General features: G+C 55.6%; 16 protein-coding genes and 2 tRNA genes. 15 read left to right on the top strand and 3 right to left on the bottom strand.

All coding sequences use genetic code 11. From position 1 onward, the window contains the following. Nucleotides 1-47 precede the first annotated feature (47 nt). Entirely contained in the window at nucleotides 48-959 is a 912-nt protein-coding gene (locus ABJM03_RS10390) for a LysR family transcriptional regulator (RefSeq protein ID WP_348417318.1), read from the bottom strand. Nucleotides 960-1,152: 193 nt separating this feature from the next. Between ABJM03_RS10390 and ABJM03_RS10395 the strand changes: the two genes are divergently transcribed. From ABJM03_RS10395 to ABJM03_RS10435, 9 genes are all read left to right on the top strand, one after another. After that, a complete protein-coding gene (locus tag ABJM03_RS10395; protein ID WP_348417319.1) occupies nucleotides 1,153-2,820 on the top strand; it encodes a GMC family oxidoreductase in 1,668 nt (555 codons plus the stop codon). Between the two features lie 342 nt (nucleotides 2,821-3,162). Further along, a complete protein-coding gene (locus tag ABJM03_RS10400; protein WP_348417320.1) occupies nucleotides 3,163-3,846 on the top strand; it encodes a phosphoadenylyl-sulfate reductase in 684 nt (227 codons plus the stop codon). Nucleotides 3,847-4,474: 628 nt separating this feature from the next. After that, a complete protein-coding gene (locus tag ABJM03_RS10405; protein WP_348417321.1) occupies nucleotides 4,475-5,554 on the top strand; it encodes a transporter substrate-binding protein in 1,080 nt (359 codons plus the stop codon). After that, on the top strand, nucleotides 5,551-6,150 hold the full coding sequence (locus ABJM03_RS10410; RefSeq protein ID WP_348417322.1) for an ANTAR domain-containing protein: 600 nt from the start codon (nucleotides 5,551-5,553) through the stop codon (nucleotides 6,148-6,150). The genes ABJM03_RS10405 and ABJM03_RS10410 overlap by 4 nt, the downstream gene beginning before the upstream one ends. Further along, nucleotides 6,137-7,021 (top strand): ABC transporter permease, encoded by an 885-nt coding sequence (locus ABJM03_RS10415; protein ID WP_348417323.1) that lies wholly within the window; start codon nucleotides 6,137-6,139, stop codon nucleotides 7,019-7,021. The genes ABJM03_RS10410 and ABJM03_RS10415 overlap by 14 nt, the downstream gene beginning before the upstream one ends. After that, entirely contained in the window at nucleotides 7,021-7,941 is a 921-nt protein-coding gene (locus tag ABJM03_RS10420) for an ABC transporter permease (protein ID WP_348417324.1), read from the top strand. Before ABJM03_RS10415 ends, ABJM03_RS10420 begins: the two co-directional genes overlap by 1 nt. A gap of 29 nt (nucleotides 7,942-7,970) precedes the next feature. Next, complete coding sequence (locus tag ABJM03_RS10425) at nucleotides 7,971-9,611, top strand: ABC transporter substrate-binding protein (protein WP_348417325.1); 1,641 nt, start codon at nucleotides 7,971-7,973, stop codon at nucleotides 9,609-9,611. Continuing rightward, entirely contained in the window at nucleotides 9,601-10,548 is a 948-nt protein-coding gene (locus ABJM03_RS10430; protein ID WP_348417326.1) for an acetamidase/formamidase family protein, read from the top strand. Before ABJM03_RS10425 ends, ABJM03_RS10430 begins: the two co-directional genes overlap by 11 nt. Continuing rightward, nucleotides 10,545-12,323 carry an ABC transporter ATP-binding protein gene (locus ABJM03_RS10435; RefSeq protein ID WP_348417327.1) on the top strand — a complete coding sequence of 593 codons (1,779 nt, stop codon included), beginning with the start codon at nucleotides 10,545-10,547 and terminating at the stop codon, nucleotides 12,321-12,323. The genes ABJM03_RS10430 and ABJM03_RS10435 overlap by 4 nt, the downstream gene beginning before the upstream one ends. Nucleotides 12,324-12,584: 261 nt before the next feature. Here the strand turns inward: ABJM03_RS10435 and ABJM03_RS10440 are convergent. Together ABJM03_RS10440 and ABJM03_RS10445 are read right to left on the bottom strand one after the other, a co-directional pair. Further along, a tRNA-Asn gene (locus ABJM03_RS10440) sits at nucleotides 12,585-12,659 on the bottom strand. Between the two features lie 72 nt (nucleotides 12,660-12,731). Continuing rightward, nucleotides 12,732-13,652 carry an MBL fold metallo-hydrolase gene (locus tag ABJM03_RS10445; protein ID WP_348417328.1) on the bottom strand — a complete coding sequence of 307 codons (921 nt, stop codon included), beginning with the start codon at nucleotides 13,650-13,652 and terminating at the stop codon, nucleotides 12,732-12,734. 45 nt (nucleotides 13,653-13,697) lie between these two features. On the opposite strand from ABJM03_RS10445, the gene ABJM03_RS10450 reads away from it, so the two are divergent. The 6 genes from ABJM03_RS10450 (at nucleotide 13,698) to purN (ending at nucleotide 19,213) form a co-directional block, all read left to right on the top strand. Then, the gene (locus tag ABJM03_RS10450) at nucleotides 13,698-15,017 is read left to right on the top strand and encodes an ATP-binding protein (RefSeq protein WP_348417329.1); all 1,320 of its coding nucleotides are present in this window, start codon (nucleotides 13,698-13,700) and stop codon (nucleotides 15,015-15,017) included. Between the two features lie 67 nt (nucleotides 15,018-15,084). Beyond that, nucleotides 15,085-15,537 (top strand): DUF4442 domain-containing protein, encoded by a 453-nt coding sequence (locus ABJM03_RS10455; protein WP_348417330.1) that lies wholly within the window; start codon nucleotides 15,085-15,087, stop codon nucleotides 15,535-15,537. Nucleotides 15,538-15,597: 60 nt separating this feature from the next. After that, nucleotides 15,598-15,674: transfer RNA gene (locus ABJM03_RS10460), tRNA-Ile, on the top strand. 201 nt (nucleotides 15,675-15,875) lie between these two features. Then, on the top strand, nucleotides 15,876-17,411 hold the full coding sequence (locus ABJM03_RS10465) for an alkaline phosphatase D family protein (RefSeq protein WP_348417331.1): 1,536 nt from the start codon (nucleotides 15,876-15,878) through the stop codon (nucleotides 17,409-17,411). 159 nt (nucleotides 17,412-17,570) lie between these two features. Further along, complete coding sequence (purM, locus tag ABJM03_RS10470) at nucleotides 17,571-18,617, top strand: phosphoribosylformylglycinamidine cyclo-ligase (protein ID WP_348417332.1); 1,047 nt, start codon at nucleotides 17,571-17,573, stop codon at nucleotides 18,615-18,617. Next, nucleotides 18,617-19,213, top strand: coding sequence for a phosphoribosylglycinamide formyltransferase (gene purN, locus ABJM03_RS10475; protein WP_348417333.1), 597 nt, complete (start codon nucleotides 18,617-18,619; stop codon nucleotides 19,211-19,213). The genes purM and purN overlap by 1 nt, the downstream gene beginning before the upstream one ends. The last annotated feature ends 54 nt before the right edge of the window (nucleotides 19,214-19,267 follow it).

Genomic DNA, 19,267 nt, shown 5'->3' on the forward strand with positions numbered 1-19,267 from the left:
CGAGGTAGCGGGCCGGTCTGCGGGGTTTACCGGGTCGCCTATGCCCGTCACCAAGAGGTGCGCATCGCCTTGAAAACTTCTTTGAGGACGGGATTGTCCATGCGGCGCGCCAAAGCCACGAAGCACAAACACGCGGGGACGGACACGGTATTGCATATGGATAGGCCGAAAGCTTGTCGTTGATGCAGTGCGATTGCTTCGCGGCTCAGGCTCAGGCCGATGCCAGAGCGTACCATTTCCAGCATCGAAGCCTCCTGATCGACCAATGCGGCAAGGTTTCGAGGCGTGGGTGAGGCTGCGAATACTTTATTCAGCAGCCGGTTATGCACCGAAGTTTCGGGGGTGCCGATCCATGGCAGTTTCGCCAATGCGTTCCAATCGGCATTCTCGATTTTATCCTGCCATCCCGCTGGGCCGATGACGCGGTAATTGAAATCTGCCAGCTTGATCGCATGGATTGCATCGTCACCACCCGCGCCCAAAAGAGACAGATCATCTGGCGCGCAGAGATAAAAACCGGCGTCAATCCGGCCTTTTTTGAGCCACAGCATGATATCTCCGCTGACGCCGTGCCTTAGCTCGGTTTCGATGTTCGGGTGGTCGTGACGCAGTCCGGCCAACATGCGACCCAGACGGATGAATTCCGGATCTACGATTGTGCCAAGCCGCAGTTTACCGCTCAACTGGCCCGATTGCTGGCGCGCGCTGCGTTGGAATTCATACAGCGCATCAAGCACATGCTCTGCTTTGGTCAGAATTGCTGCACCATCCGCACTAAGCTGCACGCCGGTGGTGGTGCGGTCAAAAAGCGTCACGCCAAGCTCTTTTCCCAGTCGTTTGATTTGGTGGCTGACGGCGGGTTGCGTCAGGCTCAGCACATCTGCGGCGCGCGACACACTACCTTCGCGCGCGACGGTTACAAAGGCGAGGATCGTGTTAGCGTTTGAAATTCTTTCCATATAAATTTTTGTAATATGCCTCGGTGGCAAAAGTCATTAGCCTTTTGGGAGATTGGGACCCAATCATGGTCAATAGCGAGCCGGGAGGGCCGCGCAAAGGTTTGGATAATGCCGGCGCTCGTTTGCGCCGAATGCACCGCTGAACGTGATGTTCTCCCCACCGTGGTATTGATGGCGGCAACAGGTGGACATGATGGGTGATGGTACAAACGGGTTCGACTATGTCGTGGTGGGCGGAGGAACGGCGGGTTGCCTGATGGCAAATCGGCTCAGCGCGGATCCGGCCAATCGTGTTCTGCTTTTAGAGGCGGGTAAGGCGGACACTTATCCGTGGATACATATCCCTGTTGGGTATCTTTATTGTATCGGTAATCCGCGCGCGGACTGGATGTATAAGATCGAAGCCGAAAAGGGGCTGAACGGGCGTAGTTTGCTGTATCCACGGGGCAAGACACTGGGGGGATGTTCGTCGATCAATGGTATGATCTATATGCGCGGGCAGGCGCGGGATTATGACAATTGGGCTGCTTTGACCGATGAGCCCGCGTGGAATTGGGACAACGCTCTGGCGGATTTCAAGGCCCATGAGGATCATTACAAGTTGGATGACGGTGCCAATCCGGTGACAGGGGATAACAGCCGCTTTTCGGATATGCATGGCCACGGGGGCGAATGGCGTATCGAAAAACAACGGCTGCGGTGGGAGGCGCTGGATAGTTTTGCCCAAGCAGCCAACCAGATAGGCATCGAGCATACCGAAGATTTTAATACCGGTGATAACGCCGGGGTTGGGTATTTCGACGTCAACCAACGGTCCGGCTGGCGCTGGAATACATCCAAGGCGTTTCTGCGCCCTGCCAAGCAACGTAAGAACCTGACGATCTGGACGCAGTCGCAGGTTGAAAAGCTGACCTGCGCAAAAGATGCGGCTGGCGCGTTGCGTTGTCTGGGGGCCAAAGTACAGCACGCTGGCCGGTCGGTCACAGTTACGGCCTCAAAAGAAGTAGTGCTATGCGCAGGTGCGATAAACTCGCCCCAGATATTGCAATTGTCGGGCATTGGTCCGGCGGAGGTTTTGAAACAGCATAATATCGACGTGGTTCTGGACCAGCCCTATGTGGGTGAAAACCTGCAAGACCACTTGCAAATTCGGGCCGTGTATAAGGTAAACGGCACCAGAACGATGAATACGCTGGCCAATTCCATGCTTGGTAAGGCAAAGATCGGGCTGGAATATTTTTTCAAACGCTCCGGCCCCATGAGCATGTCGCCCAGCCAGTTAGGTGCATTCACGCGGTCCGATCCCGCACGGACCCATGCGAACCTGCAATACCATGTGCAGCCGCTTAGCCTTGAGGCATTTGGTGAGGATTTGCACCGCTTTCCGGCGATGACGGTGAGCGTGTGCAACCTGAACCCGACCAGTCGCGGCCATGTGCGCATTGCCTCGGGAAACTTCCGCGACGCGCCAAAGATTGCACCGAATTATCTTGATACCGAAGAGGACCGAAAAGTGGCCGCGGAAAGCCTGCGTCAGGTGCGCAAGATTATGGCCCAGCCGGCAATGGAGCGCTATGCGCCGGAGGAATTCAAGCCGGGCGTGCAATATCAAAACGATGCAGATCTGGCGCGGCTGGCCGGTGATATTGCCAGCACGATCTTTCACCCTGTCGGTACGGTAAAAATGGGACACGCTGACGATCCCACCGCTGTGCTTGATCCTTTTCTCCGGCTCAAGGGGGTGGCCGGGCTGCGTGTGGTAGATGCTTCGGTCATGCCTGAAATCACCAGCGGCAATACCAATTCACCAACAATCATGATTGCGGAAAAGGCTGCTCGCTGGATTCTAGCCGCTCAGTAGTCGGACAGCTGAACGAAATTATCCGGAATTACCGATAGCTTAAGACCCGGCAAAGCTCCGGCTTTTGCTGGATGACGCATGTAATGCCGGTAAATATAGTCACCATGCGGTAGATATTTTTCCGGTTTTTCTAGGAAATCAGGGTGCTTGTTTCGGAAACGGGAAAGGTTTTACCACTTCGTTTCTTTCCGGGCGCGGCCGTATTGTAACGCAGCCCTCATGCTTTGATATATGGGGGCAAGGATACAAAGCTTTGACATTGAAGCTACGTAGCAGGAGAGAATTGTTGTGACCCAGGCTAATAAAAAAATTATCTCAAAGACCGTTGCAGAGGGCCCAAAGGTGTTCTCAGCCGCGAATGAATGGTTAGAGCAGCAACCGGCGGAAATTCGGGTTGAGTGGGCGTTGGAAAACCTGCCGCGCGATCACGTTGTGTCGTCCAGTTTTGGTATCCAGTCTGCGGTCATGTTGCATATGATGACCAGGAAAATGCCGGAAATCCCTGTTTTGTTGTTTGATACGGGTTATCTGTTCCCTGAAACCTACCGCTTTGTGGATGACCTGACAGAGCGGCTGAAGCTGAATTTGCATGTCTTTCGCTCGGAAATGAGTGCGGCATGGCAAGAAGCCCGCTTTGGCAATCTGTGGGAACAGGGCGAGGACGGCCTGAAAAAATACAACTCAATGAACAAGGTCGAGCCCATGCAGCGTGCGATGTCCTCTGTCGGGGCAGGGACATGGTACAGCGGATTGCGTCGTGCGCAGGCCGACAGCCGTGCTGACCGGAAGATCCTTGAGTTCCAACATGGCCGTGTAAAATTCCACCCGATCGTGGATTGGAGCAACCGCGACATCCATATGTATCTAAAAGAGCATGACCTTCCTTATCACCCGCTGTGGGAGCAAGGCTATGTCAGTGTGGGTGACACACATACGACAACCAAGCTTGAAGAAGGCATGCGCGAAGAAGACACGCGTTTCTTCGGCCAAAACCGCGAGTGTGGCTTGCACCTTGAGCAGAATTAACTGCACGTCGTCATATAAATTCGAACATCAGATCGGCCTGAGCATTGGAAGCTCGGGCCGTTTTTGTGATTGATCATGCGGCTTGTTTTTGATGGTGCAAACGGCGCTGTTCACTGTCGGGAAGGGTTATACAAAGCATGACCCCGAGAGGGAGCGGGTAAGATTCTTCCGGCAGAACATGGCCCCTACGGCGCTATTTTCCGTTTTTCCAGTCATTCAAGCACAATATGGCTCCCCTTACTGATCTTACGGAACATTAAAAGCGCTATACTGAGGCCGGCCGCCCCAGAGAAAGCTTCAGATCAACGATTCCTGTGGATTTGCGACGGGATCTTTTGGAGTTTTTCTTCCGAGGGATGCTACCTTAACATATGAAACGGGTCAGCTTTGTGCTTTTTTGGGGGCTCTATAGCTCCTGCATCACGCTTAAATATCGGGCAATGCAACTTAGGGTTCAGACTTTTTCACAAAAAACTAAAATTACAAATTGCGATTGATCCCATTTTGTCCCAACGCTGAAGTGCGTTCTTAAATCAGATCACGCATTGGCAATCGCCAATCAGGCATCCGGGCCTCGACAAAAGTAACTTTTAGTTGCTGCGTCGGGGCTTTTTTTTATGGGGAATCCATGTCCGAGAACTTTGATATTGGTGTTTTGTACTCCCGGTCGGGGACCTACCAGCTGCTGTCCGAACCGTTGTTTGTAGGGGCGATGTCTGCAATCGATGACGTGAATTCAGACAGCGCATTACCGGTAATCTTTAACCCTGTTGTCCGTGACCCAGCCGGTGACCTCACAAACTATGCGCCCATGTGCGCGGATATTCTGAACACATCGGACGCCAAACACGTGGTAGGCTGCGTTACGTCTTCAAGCAGAAAAGAAGTTATTCCCGAGCTTGACCGTGCCCATGCGACGCTGTGGTACAATGTACCCTACGAGGGGTTCGAGACATCAGCGCGTGTTGTCTATTCACATGCGGCTACAAACCAGAACATTTTACCAATCTTGGGGTGGGCTATGCGCCATTTTGGTATGTCTGCCTATCTCGTCGGGTCCAACTATATCTGGGGCTGGGAAACCTGCAGAGTGATGCGAACACGCCTTGAGGCGTCGGGTGGAGCGGTCTTGGGCGAACGCTACCTTCCGTTGGGGGACACATCTGTTGACAGCTTAATCAGCGACATTGAACGGAGCCGGCCCAAGTTCATTCTCAATTCTCTGGTTGGCGCATCCTCTTATGCCTTCATCAAGGCCTATGCTGAATTAGGGCACCGAGATCCGCATTTTGCGCCGGGAAATTGCCCGTTGCTGTCCTGCAATCTGACCGAGGCAGAGCTGCCAGCGCTGGGTGATGCAGCAGAAGGGCTTATCTCTGTCGGTCCATCTTTTTGTAAGATGCCAACCGCCGATGGTCGGGGGTCGTCGTTGGAGCGGACTGCCTATCAGTCAGTCCTCACCTTGGCTTCCGTGCTTGCCCAAGGTGTCAGTGGCTCATTTGACAGCTATTTGGCCGAACATGGTGGCCGTTACGGTATTGACCCTGCCACGCAACACAAGACCCTTGATGTGCACATCGCACAGGTCCGCAATGGTGCGTTTGAAATCCTCCATAGTTGGTCAGATATCGCGCCCGATCCCTATCTCACGCGGCCTTCGCGTCACCCGCAATTTGATAGCCCCACCTTGTCTGTGGTGCAGGCATGAGCAAGCGTATCGACATCGCGGGATTGGAGGGCGCGCGGGCGATTGTCCTGCATCCCGATCATGACCGTTTGCCCGTTTTGCTGCGCCAGTTGCGTGCGATCGGCTTGGAGGTTGAGGTTGCTTGGCCGCTGTTGCCTACCTCTGCAATCACTGCTGATTTCATTCTGTATGACACTGATGCGGGCCATGATGAACAGTTTCCATGGCCTGCCGGACAATCGCCTATGCCGATGATTGCCCTTGTCGGATCAGAAGCACCGGGGCGCATTGAGTGGGCTTCCAGAACCGGAGCGGACGCGTTGCTGGTCAAGCCTTTGGCCGCCAGTGGCGTGTTTGCCTCGCTGCTTATGGCGCGCCAGTCTTTTGAGCGCAGAAAGGCTCTGTTGGCGGAGGTCAGTGCCCTGCGGGATCGGTTGTCTGCCCGCCAAACCATTGTGCAGGCCGTATCGCTTTTGGCGAAAAAGACTGGCTCGGAAGAGACGGCATATGACGATTTACGCCAGCTTGCGATGGCTTGGAAAATGACAATGGAAGACGCCGCAGTGCAGATCGTGAAACACAAAGAGGCGACAGGAGAAAACCGTGGCATTAGCTGAGACCACCCCTGCGCTGTTGCCACCCTCAGTCTGGCAACGCCTGAGAAAACGCAAACTGGCCTTGTTCGGGATGGCGTTGATTTTTCTTACCTTGTTTGGCGCAATCTGCGCGCCTTACCTGACACCTTATGAGCCGAACGATCAGATGTTTGACGGGCTGACGATGCAAGGCGCGCCTATGGCACCTGGCGCGCAATTTGCATTGGGGACAGACCTGTTGGGCCGTGATCTGTTGACGCGGATTCTATACGGCGCGCGCACGTCATTGATCATCGGTTTGGTCGCCAATGGCGTCGCTCTTATCATCGGTACTTTTGTGGGTGTTACGGCCGGTTATTTCGGTGGTCTCTGGGGGAGTGTCTTAATGCGCTTCACCGACTTGATGATGGCCTTTCCGGCATTGCTTTTGGCGATTTGTTTAGCTGCGATTTTCCAGCCTTCACTCTGGATTGTGGCTATGGTCATCGCGACTGTGAACTGGGTGCAAACGGCGCGCGTTCTTTATGCAGAGACCGCCAGCCTGTCAGAGCGTGAATTCATCGCGGCCGAACGCACTTTGGGTGCGGGCAATATCCGCATTCTGTTTCGCCATATCCTTCCGCATCTCACACCGACAATCATCGTTTGGGGAACGCTGGGTATTTCAACCACCGTACTGCTCGAAGCAACACTCAGCTTTTTGGGGGTAGGGGTCCAACCTCCGACGCCGAGTTGGGGCAATATCATCTTCGAAAACCAAACCTATTTCCAAGCGGCTCCTTGGTTGGTGTTCTTTCCGGGATTAGCGATTGTCACATTGGCTCTGGCGTTCAACCTTGTGGGGGATGCTCTGCGCGATGTGCTTGACCCTACGCAGCGGGGTCGCGTGTAATGCTTGCATTTATTGTCAAACGTCTGATCCAGTCTGTATTCATTCTGCTGGGTGTCTCGTTCATCACATTTGCGCTGCTGTATTTGTTTCCTGCGGACCCTGTGCGCCAAATCGCTGGCCGTTCAGCCACTCCCGAAACCGTCGCGAGCATTCGAGCTCAGCTTGGTCTCGATAAGCCCTTTATCGTTCAGTATGCGCGGTACTTCGGAAGCCTTGTTCAGGGTGACCTTGGACGTTCATATCTGCAAAAGACGGAAGTCAGCACGTTGATCGCCTCTCGATTGCCGGCATCGTTGTTGCTGATGTTGGGCGCAATTGTTTGTGAGCTGATCCTGGGCATCACGATGGGTGTGGTGGCTGCGCTGCGCCGTGGGACAGCGACCGATAACAGTCTGATGATGGCCAGCTTCATCGGTGTGTCGGCACCGCAATTCGTTGTGGGCCTCCTGATGCTTTATGTATTCGCCGTACAGCTGCGTTGGTTCCCGATTGGCGGCTATGGGACTTTTGCGCATCTGGTCTTGCCGTCCATCACTTTGGGGATCCTTGGATCAGGCTGGTACAGCCGCATGATGCGTTCTTCGATGATTGATGTGCTTCGGCAGGATTTCATCCGTACCGCGCGGGCCAAAGGGCTTGGCCGTATGCGCGTCCTCATGCGTCACGCGCTGCCAAACGCGATCCTGCCGATTATTGCGATGATCGGTATCGATGTGGGCATCTTTATGGGGGGGATCGTCGTTGTTGAATCTGTCTTTGGCTGGCCGGGTATCGGTCAGCTCGCGTGGCAGGCCATTCAGCGCGTGGACATCCCGATCATCATGGGCGTCACGCTGGTTTCAGCTTGCGCCATCGTCATTGGCAATCTGGTCGCGGATATCGCGTCTTTGTTTGCCGACCCGCGGATCAAGGTTCGCTAAAAATACCAACCCAACAGGAGTAAATCTGAATGAAGAAACTGCTTACAACCTCGGCTCTCGTAGCTGCACTCGGCCTGCCACAGTTGGCGGCTGCACAAAGCGACTCCAGCCTCGATCCAAATGCGAAATCCGGTGGTAATATCACCGTCACTTACAAAGATGACGTAGCCACACTGGACCCCGCTATTGGCTATGATTGGCAGAACTGGTCCATGATCAAATCGCTTTATGACGGTCTGATGGACTATGAACCGGGCACAACCGAGTTGCGCCCAGGTCTTGCCGAAAGCTACGACATTTCAGATGATGGCATGGTGTTTACCTTCAAGCTGCGTGAGGGCGTGAAGTTCCACAACGGTCGCGTGATGACGGCAGAGGATGTTAAATACTCGCTGGACCGTGTGACTGATCCAAAAACACAAAGCCCCGGCGCAGGCTTCTTTGGCTCCATCGCGGGGTATGATGCGGTATCTTCCGGTGAGGCAACAGACCTTTCCGGCGTCAAAGTAGTTGATGACCAAACGGTAGAAATCACGCTATCGCGCCCTGACGCGACCTTCCTACATGTGATGGGGCTGAACTTTGCGTCGGTTGTTGCGAAAGAAGCGGTAGAAGCGGCTGGTGCCGATTTTGGCAAGACCGCAATGGGCACAGGCGCATTCAAGCTGGCAGATTGGACCATTGGTCAAAAGCTGGTCTTCGCCAAGAACGAAGATTACTGGCGCGATGGTCTGCCGTATCTGGACAGCGTAACATTCGAAGTCGGGCAGGAGCCTATCGTCGCTTTGCTGCGTCTCCAGAATGGTGAAGTGGATGTTCCCGGCGATGGCATTCCACCTGCCAAATTCCAAGAAGTGATGGGTGACCCAGATCAAGCAGCACGCGTGATCGAAGGTGGTCAGCTACATACGGGCTACATCACATTGAATGTAAAAATGCCTCCATTCGACAATGTTGATGTGCGCAAAGCAGTCAACATGGCGATCAACAAAGAGCGCATTACCCAAGTCATCAATGGCCGAGCTGTACCAGCGACCCAGCCGCTGCCACCCTCCATGCCGGGCTATACCGAGGGTTATGCAGGCTATGCCTATGATCCTGACGCGGCCAAGGCCTTGTTGGCTGACGCCGGTTTTGCGGATGGGTTCGAGACCGAGCTGTTTGTGATGAATACTGATCCCAACCCGCGCATCGCTCAAGCAATTCAGCAGGACCTGTCCAAGATCGGGATCAAAGCGTCCATCCAGTCCCTTGCACAGGCCAGCGTCATTGCGGCAGGTGGCGAAGCGGATCAAGCGCCGATGATCTGGTCAGGCGGTATGGCTTGGATCGCGGATTTCCCCGATGCATCAAACTTTTATGGCCCTATCTTGGGGTGTGACGGGGCAGTGCAGGGCGGTTGGAATTGGTCGTGGTATTGCAACGCTGACGCGGATGCGATGGCAATTGAGGCCGATAGCATGACAGATCCAGCAAAAGTAGATGAGCGCCTGAAAATGTGGTCGGATATCTATATGAAGGTCATGGAAGACGCGCCTTGGGTGCCGGTGTTCAATGAACAGCGCTATACCATGAAGTCCGAGCGTATGGGCGGCGATGACAAGCTCTATGTCGATCCGGTCTCGATCCCTGTTAATTATGACTATGTGTATGTAAACGATGTGCAATAAATGTCCTGACTACACCATTCACGGCGCAAGCCATCATTTTGGCTGGGACAACTCGTTTGTCCCGGCCATCACGGTAGCACCGGGTGAGACAATCGAGTTCAAATGCCACGATAGCTCTGCTGGCCAGCTGACGGCTGACAGCACAGTTGCTGATGTTGCGGCGATGGATTTTGGCAAGATTAATCCTGTCTCTGGCCCCGTCTATGTGGACGGCGCCGAACCGGGTGATGCGTTGAAGATCACGATTGAGGGTTTTGCTCCGTCCGGCTTTGGTTGGACTGCAAATATCCCGGGTTTCGGGCTGTTGGCAGATCAATTCGAAGATCCCGCGCTGACAATCTGGAAATACGATCCTGATACTTTGGAACCTGCGTTGTTTGGCAAGAACGGGCGCGTCCCGCTCAAGCCATTTGCGGGAACCATCGGCTGTGCTTTGGCTGAGCCGGGTCTGCATTCGGTTGTGCCTCCACGTCGCGTGGGTGGAAACCTCGATATTCGTGATTTGGCAGCAGGAACAACATTGTACCTACCTGTTGAAGTCGCGGGCGCGTTGTTCTCTATCGGCGATACGCATGCCGCCCAAGGTGACGGTGAGGTCTGTGGCACCGCAATCGAAAGCCCGATGGACGCGACAGTGACGCTTGATCTGATCAAGGATGCGGGGCTGAAAATGCCGCGTTTCACCACACCTGGTCCCGTGACCAATCACCTCGATGCAAAAGGGTACGAGGTCACGACAGGTATCGGTCCCGACTTGATGACAGGCGCGCAGGAAGCGGTCAGTCAGATGGTGGAATTACTCTGCAAAACCCAAGGGTTGTCGGCTGTTGACGCTTATATGCTAGTGTCCACCTGCGGCGATCTGCGCATTTCCGAGATTGTTGATATGCCGAACTGGATTGTGTCCTTCTACTTCCCGCGCTGCGTGTTCGAATGAGCATGAGTGTTAAAATAAATTCGGCGGCCTCAGTGGCCGCCGATGAACAGCCCACGGTCCTGTCCGTGCAGCAACTTGATATTTCGGTACGGACCGAGGCGGGCATTGTGCCACTTGTCCAAAGCCTCAGCTTCGATTTGAAGCGGGGAGAGACATTGGCGATTGCTGGCGAGAGCGGATCGGGAAAGTCCCTTACGTCATTGGCGATCATGGGGCTGCTGCCACCGCCTGCGGTGCATGTCGCTGGCGGTGAGATTATATTTGATGGCTCCGATCTGACGAAGCTCCCAGAGAGCAAGATGCAAAGCCTACGTGGTGACCGCATCGCGATGATATTCCAAGAACCAATGACCGCGCTGAACCCTGTGATGCGGATTGGGGATCAGTTGACGGAAGCTATCCGTGCCCATGAGCCGATGTCTGGCCGCGCCGCGCGCATCCGCGCTTTGGAAGCCCTGAAGGCTGTCCGCTTGACCGAACCTGAGCGCAGGCTCAAACAATATCCGCACGAACTTTCAGGCGGTATGCGTCAACGCGTGGTCATTGCGATGGCCATCGCACTGCGCCCCGATGTAATGATCGCGGATGAGCCAACGACCGCGCTGGATGTGACGGTTCAGCGCGAGGTTTTAGATCTGTTGCGTGTACTGACTGCCGAAATGGGCATGGCGTTGATCCTCATCACCCATGACATGGGGGTTGTTGCGGAAATGGCTGACCGGGTCCTTGTCATGCAAAAAGGTCAACTGGTTGAAGAAGCAGACGTGCGTACCTTGTTCGCCGCGCCAAAGATGCCCTACACGCAGCAACTGCTCTCAAGCGTGCCGCGGATGGGAAAAGGGCGTGAGAGCGTGGTGGACACATCCTTGCAGCCGTTGATTTCAGCCAGAGATCTGAAAGTCACCTATGATCTACGTGGTGGGGTCCTCGACAGGGTACAAGCCCGTGTTCATGCGGTCGAAAAGATTAATTTCGACATTTTTCCAGGTGAAACCTTCGCAGTGGTCGGTGAAAGTGGTTGCGGAAAATCCACTGTAGCGCGCGCCTTAACGGGTCTTGTGCCTCATCAAGGCATCATAAAACTAGAGGGTAAACCTGTTCTGCGCGACCGCGCATCTCAATTAGCTAATACCCGCGCCATGCAAATGGTTTTCCAAGACCCCATGGCCGCGTTGAATGGCCGTATGACAGTAGGGGATTTGGTGCGAGAGCCTTTGGTAATCCACGACATAGGCACGGCCGAAAGCCGCACAAAACGTGCCGCCGAGCTTTTTGAGCGTGTTGGCCTTGGCGCAGAAGCGCTCGATCGTTACCCTCACGAATTTTCCGGAGGGCAACGCCAGCGGATATGCATCGCGCGAGCCTTAGCTCTGAACCCAAAACTGATAATCGCCGACGAAAGTGTCTCGGCTCTGGATGTATCTGTACAGGCAACGGTCCTGGAGCTTTTACAAGAGTTGAAGGCCGAGCTTGGTATGTCCTATCTATTCATATCACATGACATGGCCGTCGTAGAGAATTTCGCAGATCGCGTCGCGGTCATGTATTTGGGGCAAATCGTCGAGCTGGGTTCCAGTTCACAAGTCTTTGGGAATCCACAGCATCCGTACACGCGGCGACTCATTGCTGCAGCACCATTCCCGGATCCTGATCGTGTGCTTCCCCCACGCGAAGGGCATGGATATGAGCTGCGAAGCCCGATTGTAGAAAAAGGGCAATCTCCCGAACTTCTAAAGTACCGCTCATTGGGGGGAGGGCATCTGGTGGCTGTTTGATCAACCCAACGTTTTTCTATTCTTGCAATCGTCGATCCAAAAGGGCGCCAAGGCTATTCACTTGCCAGCCGGCATCATTCAACAAGGCGTCTACGCCAATGAAAACCGGTTTTTCGGTTTTCGAGATGAAGTTGTGATGTGACCGGGATGCCCAAGTTTGCGACGCCTGTGCCAAGAGGAAGGACAGGTTTTGTGCCAAGCGACTAACTCCTCGAAAAAAGGGGGGGGGACTGCCATATAAATCAGGTATATAAGATTTAATGGCTCCGACGGTAGGGATCGAACCTACGACCAATTGATTAACAGTCAACTGCTCTACCGCTGAGCTACGTCGGAACGGTCTGCATCGTATAGCGCCGAGGATTCTGGGCGTCCAGAGGCTTTTGACCGGTTTTTGCAAAAAAAAGTTCATTTTTCTTGAGAGGGGCTGAAAATGGCTGTTTCGCAGAGGGGGGAATTGCAATCGGCGAGGTCGCGTTGGTGTAAATCAATGAGGTGGGCAAGCACGTTGCGTGTCGCGGCACCCAGTAGGGCCTCGGGGGTTTCCGTATAAATAGCGCGGGCAAGTGCGGGTGCGGACTGTGGCGCTTTGTGGAGCAGGGTCAGAATCTGTGCCTCGCGGTTGCGGCGGTGGGTGATAAGCCATTCCAGTCGCTGCGCAGGTGAGTCGATCGGCGCGCCGTGACCAGGGTAGAATACGCGCCACGGGTCCGTCTGAAGCTTGGCGCAAGAGGACATGAAATCGGTAAGGTCGCCGTCGGGCGGAGAGACCAGCGAAGAGGCCCAGCCCATCACGTGATCTGCGGTAAAGCACACATCGCCCCATCCCAGCGCGATATGATTGCCAATATGGCCCGGCGTGTGAATGACGCGCAGGGTCCAGCCATCGCCGGAGATAATTTCACCGTCCGTAAGGCACTGATCGGGGGTAAAGGCGGTATCAACACCTTCACCACCACCGGCCATGCCTGTCGCGGCCAAGGCCTGCATGACGGATGAGCGGCCGGCTTGGGCCGGGCCAAAGGCGAGTGTTTGTGCACCAGTGCGGGCCTTAAGGTCGGCGGCCAGCGGTGAGTGGTCAAGATGCGTATGGGTGACAAGGATGTGGCTGATATATTGTTCGGCCCCTAGTGCGCCAAGGATTGCTTCGAGATGTTGGGGGTTCTGTGGACCGGGGTCAATGACAGCCAGACCGCGCGTGCCCAGTAGATAGGTGTTGGTCCCGCGATAGGTCATGGGGGAAGGGTTGGGGGCCACAATCCGGCGGAGACCGGATTCGAGAGTAATCACCTCGCCAACAGGGGGATCAAAGGCATCGGGGGCTTGCACAGGTTTGGCCTTTCGCTTGGAGGGGGGGTGGCCTAGGTTTAGCCCATGTTACAAGACTATCTCAAACGCTATATGCCGCGGGGCATTTACGGGCGCGCCACGCTGATCCTTCTGTTGCCAGTGGTGATCTTGCAGCTTGTTGTCACGGTCATTTTTGCACAGCGCCACTTTGAAGGCGTGACCCATCAGATGACTGATACGGTGGTGCGCGAGCTGCGGCTGGTGATGCAGGTGGCACAGGCCGAGCCTACGCCTCAAGCAGCAAAAGAGGCCGTAGCCCGACAGCTTGGGCCGCTGGATATCACTTTTGCAACCGCAGATCCCGATGACGTTGTGACCGCGCGCCGGTGGTATGACTACTCGGGCAGCGTTCTCACCCCAAGGCTCAGCGAGATGCTCGAAGGGGTCGTGGGCGTTGATTTGAGGGACGACAAAAGCGTCACCGTATTTGTGCAGAACAATCAGGGCTTGTTCGCGTTGGGGTTTGAGCGGCGGCGCATATCGGCCAGCAATCCACATCAGATGTTCGTTTACACAATATTTTTCGGATTGATTCTGACGTTTGTGGCGCGGATTTACCTGCGCCAGCAATTGCGCCCGATCAAGCGGCTTGCCCGTGCGGCGCAGGCATTCGGGCGGGGGCAGCATGTTCCTTATACGCCTGCCGGCGCGATTGAGCTGCGTGCGGCGGGCAGTGCCTTTCTGGACATGCGCCACCGGATTGAGCGGCATATTGAACAGCGCACCCTCATGCTTTCGGGGGTGAGCCACGATCTGCGCACACCGCTGACACGCTTGCGGCTGGGTCTGTCCATGCTGGATGATGAGGAAGCGGAGCCAATGCTGCGCGATGTGGCGGATATGCAGGGGATGCTGGATGAATTCCTCAGTTTTGCCAAAGGTGCTGCCGAAGGGGAACCCGCGTCCGTTGATCCGCATGTCCTGATCGCTGATATCGTGGAAAAAGCACAGCGCGGCGGGCGTGATGTCACCTTGCTCACCGCAGAGGGTGAGGGGCAGGGGCCGGTCGTCATGCGTGAGGTTGCCATGCGCCGCGCCGTCGATAACCTGATTTCCAATGGTGTGCGCTATGGCGCGCGGGCCGAGGTTTCGGTCATGTTGACCGATAAAACCCTGCGTATTCGGATTGAGGATGATGGTCCGGGTATTCCCGAAGCACAACGCGAACAGGCCACGCGCCCCTTCACCCGGTTGGACCCTGCACGCAATCAAGATAAGGGCGGCGGCGTAGGTCTGGGGCTGGCGATCGCTGTGGACGTGGCGCGAAGCCACGGTGGCGTTTTACGCCTTGGCGTATCCGAGCGGTTGGGCGGGCTTCGTGCCGATATCGTTGTCGGGCGGTAAGCCGCTCATGCCGTTGACTGGTTACTTGGTTGTGTCATCATATTTCAACCTCAGATTGGAGTGAGTTATGGATCCTTACGAGCTGATCAAAGCCCATCTGGGCCAGGCAGTCCCTTATGCCACCCACACAGGTGTCGAGTTGCTCGAGATCTCGGACGGCAGTGCAAAAGCGCGGCTGGCGCAGCGTCGGGATACGGAAAACCATATCAAGGGCCAGCACGCAGGCGCGATGTTCACATTGGGCGAGGCGGCATCGGGCGCTGCTGTAGCCGGCGCTTTGGCACCGGTTATTTTGCAGATGCGCCCGGTCGCTGCGATGGCGGAAATTACCTATAAAAAGTTCGCCGAAGGTACGCTTTATGCGACAGCAACAACATCGCACAAGGGCGCTGATCTGATGGCGTTGATTGATCGTGATGGCAAGGTGGCTTTTGATGTAGAGATCGATATTCGCAACGCGAAGGACGAAACGGTCGTGGAGATGAAGGTTAACTGGTACGTCAGTCCGATCCGTAATTAAGCATTTATCCCGCATCCCCTCTTGACGCGGAAAAGCGACCGCAATACCCAAGCACCAGGCGGGCCTGTAGCTCAACTGGTTAGAGCAGAGCGCTCATAACGCTTTGGTTGCGGGTTCAAGTCCTGCCGGGCCTACCAACATTTTCAGCGACTTAGCTGAAACCGCCTATTCTCAAACCTTCCGTTTTTCTGGCTGTGCGATTGCGCATTGGCCGTCTATTTTTGTGATATCCGGTATGTGCGGGCACAAAACTTCATCAAGCTGTCATATCCCTGTCAATGAACCGTTACTGGCAAGGCGGACACAGCAGGCTGTATCAACAGCTCTGGAGCGTTCACATGCCACGTATTTCTTTTACACGCCGCGATGCCCTTCTTGGATCTGCCGCCCTTGGTGCCTCATTGGCGGTGCCGTCCTTGTCGCGGGCGAGCGCGCGCCCTGTAATTACCCACGGAGTTATGTCGGGTGATGTCGCCCATGACGGTGCCGTCATCTGGAGCCGTGCTGACCGTGAGGCCAAGATGCTGGTGGAATGGGCCACCTCGGAAAGCATGACAGATGCACGGGCAGTGCCTGCTTTGGCAGTTGGATCGCCGTCCGATTACACGGGCAAGCTGGCCTTGACGGGGCTCCCCAGCGATCAGGATATCTTTTACCGCGTGACGATGACCGATCTGGCCGATGGCACAATGTCCGAGCCTACCACAGGCACCTTCCGCACTGCGCCCATGGGCAACCGGGACGTGAGCTTTGTCTGGTCGGGGGATACTGCGGGGCAGGGCTGGGGTATTGATGAGGACCGTGGCGGCATGACGACCTATGCCACAATGCAGGGCCACAGCCCTGATTTCTTTTTGCATTCGGGGGATACCGTCTATGCGGATGGGCCCATGCAGGAGGAAGTCACGCTGGACGACGGGAGCCTGTGGAAGAATATTGTCACCCCCGCAAAGCGCAAAGTGGCCGAGACGCTGGATGAATTCCGCGGGCAGCATCTGTATAACTATCTGGATCGCAATGTGCGTGCTTTCAACGCCAATGTGCCGATCATTGCGCAGTGGGATGATCATGAAGTGACCAACAACTGGTACCCGAACGAGGTGCTGGCAGCGGATGATCGCTATACGGTCAAATCCCTACAGACGCTATCGGCCCGCGCGGCACATGCGTTCCACGAGATGATGCCGACACGTCAGAACCTTGCAGAGCCGAATCGCGTTTATCGCAAGGTGTCATACGGGCCGTTGCTGGATATCTTTATCATCGACATGCGCACCTACCGTGGTGACAACACGGCCAATACCGAAGCCGAAGGCACGCCCTATCTGGGAGCAGAGCAGCTTGCGTGGCTCAAGCGCGAGATGGTTAATTCAACGGCTACGTGGAAGGTCATCGCCTCTGATATGCCTATTGGCATGATGGTGCGCGACGGCGAAGCCAATATGGAAAACGGGACAAACGGGGATGGTCCGGTTCTGGGGCGTGAAAAGGACGTTGCAGCCGTGTTGTCGTTTATCAAAACGGCTGAAATCCTGAATACTGTCTGGCTCACTGCGGATGTGCATTACACTGCAGCGCATCATTACTCTCCTGATCGTGCGGTATTTCAGGAGTTTGACCCATTCTGGGAGTTTGTGTCCGGCCCCCTGCATGCAGGCACATTTGGCCCCTCCGACTATGACAATACCTTCGGGCCCGAAGTGCGTTTTGCCAAACACCCCGAGGAAGGGCAGGCGAACCTGCCTCCCAGTGATGGGATGCAATTCTTTGGCAAGGTCGACATTGCGGCAGATACGGGGGTGATGACCGTGCGGTTGATGGATAGCGCGGATATCGAGCTTTGGTCGGTCGAGCTGGAACCAGCGCAAGCCTGATCCCATCCAGGCGGGAGGGAGGGCCGAGCGGGCCTTCCCTTTTGCATTTATGCGGCCAGCGCGGGCAAGACGGCAGTTCGCTTGTGTGATTGCATTGCTCACGGTGCGCATCTGCGGTATCGGGTGTGCAACGCAAACGGGCAAACGGTACATAAAGCTATGAGCGACCAGAAAAACGGGATCACCTATGCAGACGCAGGGGTGGATATTGACGCCGGAAACGAACTGGTGGAACGGATCAAACCGGCCGCCAAACGCACCTCACGCCCGGGGGTGATGTCCGGTCTGGGTGGTTTTGGCGCGTTGTTCGACCTCAAAGGGGCCGGATATGATGATCCGGTTCTCGTCGCAGCGACTGACGGTGTCGGCACCAAGCTGCGCATCGCGATCGATACCGGCAATGTTGACGGCGTGGGCATTGATCTGGTGGCCATGTGTGTCAACGATCTGGTATGCCAAGGCGCAGAGCCCCTGTTTTTCCTGGACTATTTTGCCACTGGCAAGCTTGACCTTGATGTGGCTGCCCGCATCATCGAAGGCATCGCCAAAGGGTGTGAACTGTCTGGTTGTGCGTTGATCGGTGGCGAAACCGCTGAAATGCCGGGCATGTACCCCGAGGGTGATTTTGATCTTGCAGGGTTCAGTGTTGGCGCGATGGAGCGTGGCGGCACTTTGCCCCGCGATGTGGCCGCAGGCGATGTTCTGTTGGGGCTGGCCAGCGATGGAGTGCACTCCAACGGCTACAGCCTTGTGCGGGTGATCGTTGAGCATTCGGGCCTAAGCTGGGATGACCCGTGCCCATGGGATGCCGGTACATTGGGTGAAGTGTTGCTGACGCCCACAAAGCTTTATGTGAAATCGACGCTTGAGGCTGCCCGCGCAGGTTTGGTGAATGCGCTGGCCCATATTACCGGTGGCGGTTTGACAGAAAACCTGCCGCGTGTCCTGCCTGACGGGATGGGCGCGCAGATTGATCTGAATGCTTGGGAACTGCCACCTGTCTTCCGCTGGCTGACAGCGCATGGCGGTATGGATGAGACCGAGCTGCTCAAGACATATAACTCCGGCATTGGCATGATTGCTGTTGTGCCTGCCGACAAAGCAGATGCCGCGCGCAAGATGCTTGAGGACGCGGGTGAGACTGTTTTCGTAATCGGCAAGGTGACCGAAGACGAAGGTGTGACCTATGAGGGTAGCCTCGTTTAATGAAGCGGGTTGCGATTTTTCTGTCCGGTGGCGGCTCGAATATGGTGGCGCTGCTGGATGATATGGCGCGTAGCGGCCATGCAGGTATGCCCTGCGTGGTGCTGGCCAATAGTGCTGATGCGGGTGGGCTGGAGCGCGCGCGCGAACGTGGTGTACCGACAGTGGCCGTAGATCACCGCCCGTTCAAAGGCGACCGTACAGCATTTGAAGCGGCAATCTCAGCGGCGCTTGAACCCTATGCGCCCGATATGATTTGCCTCGCGGGCTTTATGCGGGTGTTGACGGGTGGGTTTATCGAACAGTGGACCGGCCGGATGATTAATATCCACCCATCGCTGTTGCCCAAATATAAAGGCCTACACACCCATGCCCGGGCGTTGGAGGCTGGTGACAGTAAACATGGTTGCAGTGTGCATGAAGTCACAGCGGCGTTGGATGATGGCCCTATTTTAGGCCAAGCCGAAGTACCGGTTTTAGCCGGTGATACGCCCGAAACCCTTGCTGCGCGTGTGCTGGTGCAGGAACACCGCCTGTATCCTACGGTGCTGCGCCGCTTTGCAGCGGGTGATCGTACACCAGTGATGTTGCAAAGCTGACTGGTAAATCCCGCGCGTAGGTTGTACCGCTAGGGTAAGCCACAGGAATTTAGC

Origin of the sequence: Sulfitobacter sp., from assembly GCF_039977885.1 — a bacterium.
In the GTDB taxonomy this organism is placed as follows: Bacteria; Pseudomonadota; Alphaproteobacteria; order Rhodobacterales; family Rhodobacteraceae; genus Sulfitobacter.

Excerpts from the sequence above, each read along its gene's own strand:
- ABJM03_RS10405 (WP_348417321.1), top strand. The coding sequence starts at position 4,475 with ATGTCCGAGAACTTTGATATTGGTGTTTTGTACTCCCGGTCGGGGACC.
- purM (WP_348417332.1), top strand. The coding sequence starts at position 17,571 with ATGAGCGACCAGAAAAACGGGATCACCTATGCAGACGCAGGGGTGGAT.
- ABJM03_RS10430 (WP_348417326.1), top strand. The coding sequence starts at position 9,601 with ATGTGCAATAAATGTCCTGACTACACCATTCACGGCGCAAGCCATCAT.
- ABJM03_RS10425 (WP_348417325.1), top strand. The coding sequence starts at position 7,971 with ATGAAGAAACTGCTTACAACCTCGGCTCTCGTAGCTGCACTCGGCCTG.
- ABJM03_RS10455 (WP_348417330.1), top strand. The coding sequence starts at position 15,085 with ATGGATCCTTACGAGCTGATCAAAGCCCATCTGGGCCAGGCAGTCCCT.
- ABJM03_RS10390 (WP_348417318.1), bottom strand. The coding sequence starts at position 959 with ATGGAAAGAATTTCAAACGCTAACACGATCCTCGCCTTTGTAACCGTC.
- ABJM03_RS10395 (WP_348417319.1), top strand. The coding sequence starts at position 1,153 with ATGGGTGATGGTACAAACGGGTTCGACTATGTCGTGGTGGGCGGAGGA.
- ABJM03_RS10435 (WP_348417327.1), top strand. The coding sequence starts at position 10,545 with ATGAGCATGAGTGTTAAAATAAATTCGGCGGCCTCAGTGGCCGCCGAT.
- ABJM03_RS10465 (WP_348417331.1), top strand. The coding sequence starts at position 15,876 with ATGCCACGTATTTCTTTTACACGCCGCGATGCCCTTCTTGGATCTGCC.
- ABJM03_RS10420 (WP_348417324.1), top strand. The coding sequence starts at position 7,021 with ATGCTTGCATTTATTGTCAAACGTCTGATCCAGTCTGTATTCATTCTG.
- purN (WP_348417333.1), top strand. The coding sequence starts at position 18,617 with ATGAAGCGGGTTGCGATTTTTCTGTCCGGTGGCGGCTCGAATATGGTG.
- ABJM03_RS10450 (WP_348417329.1), top strand. The coding sequence starts at position 13,698 with ATGTTACAAGACTATCTCAAACGCTATATGCCGCGGGGCATTTACGGG.
- ABJM03_RS10410 (WP_348417322.1), top strand. The coding sequence starts at position 5,551 with ATGAGCAAGCGTATCGACATCGCGGGATTGGAGGGCGCGCGGGCGATT.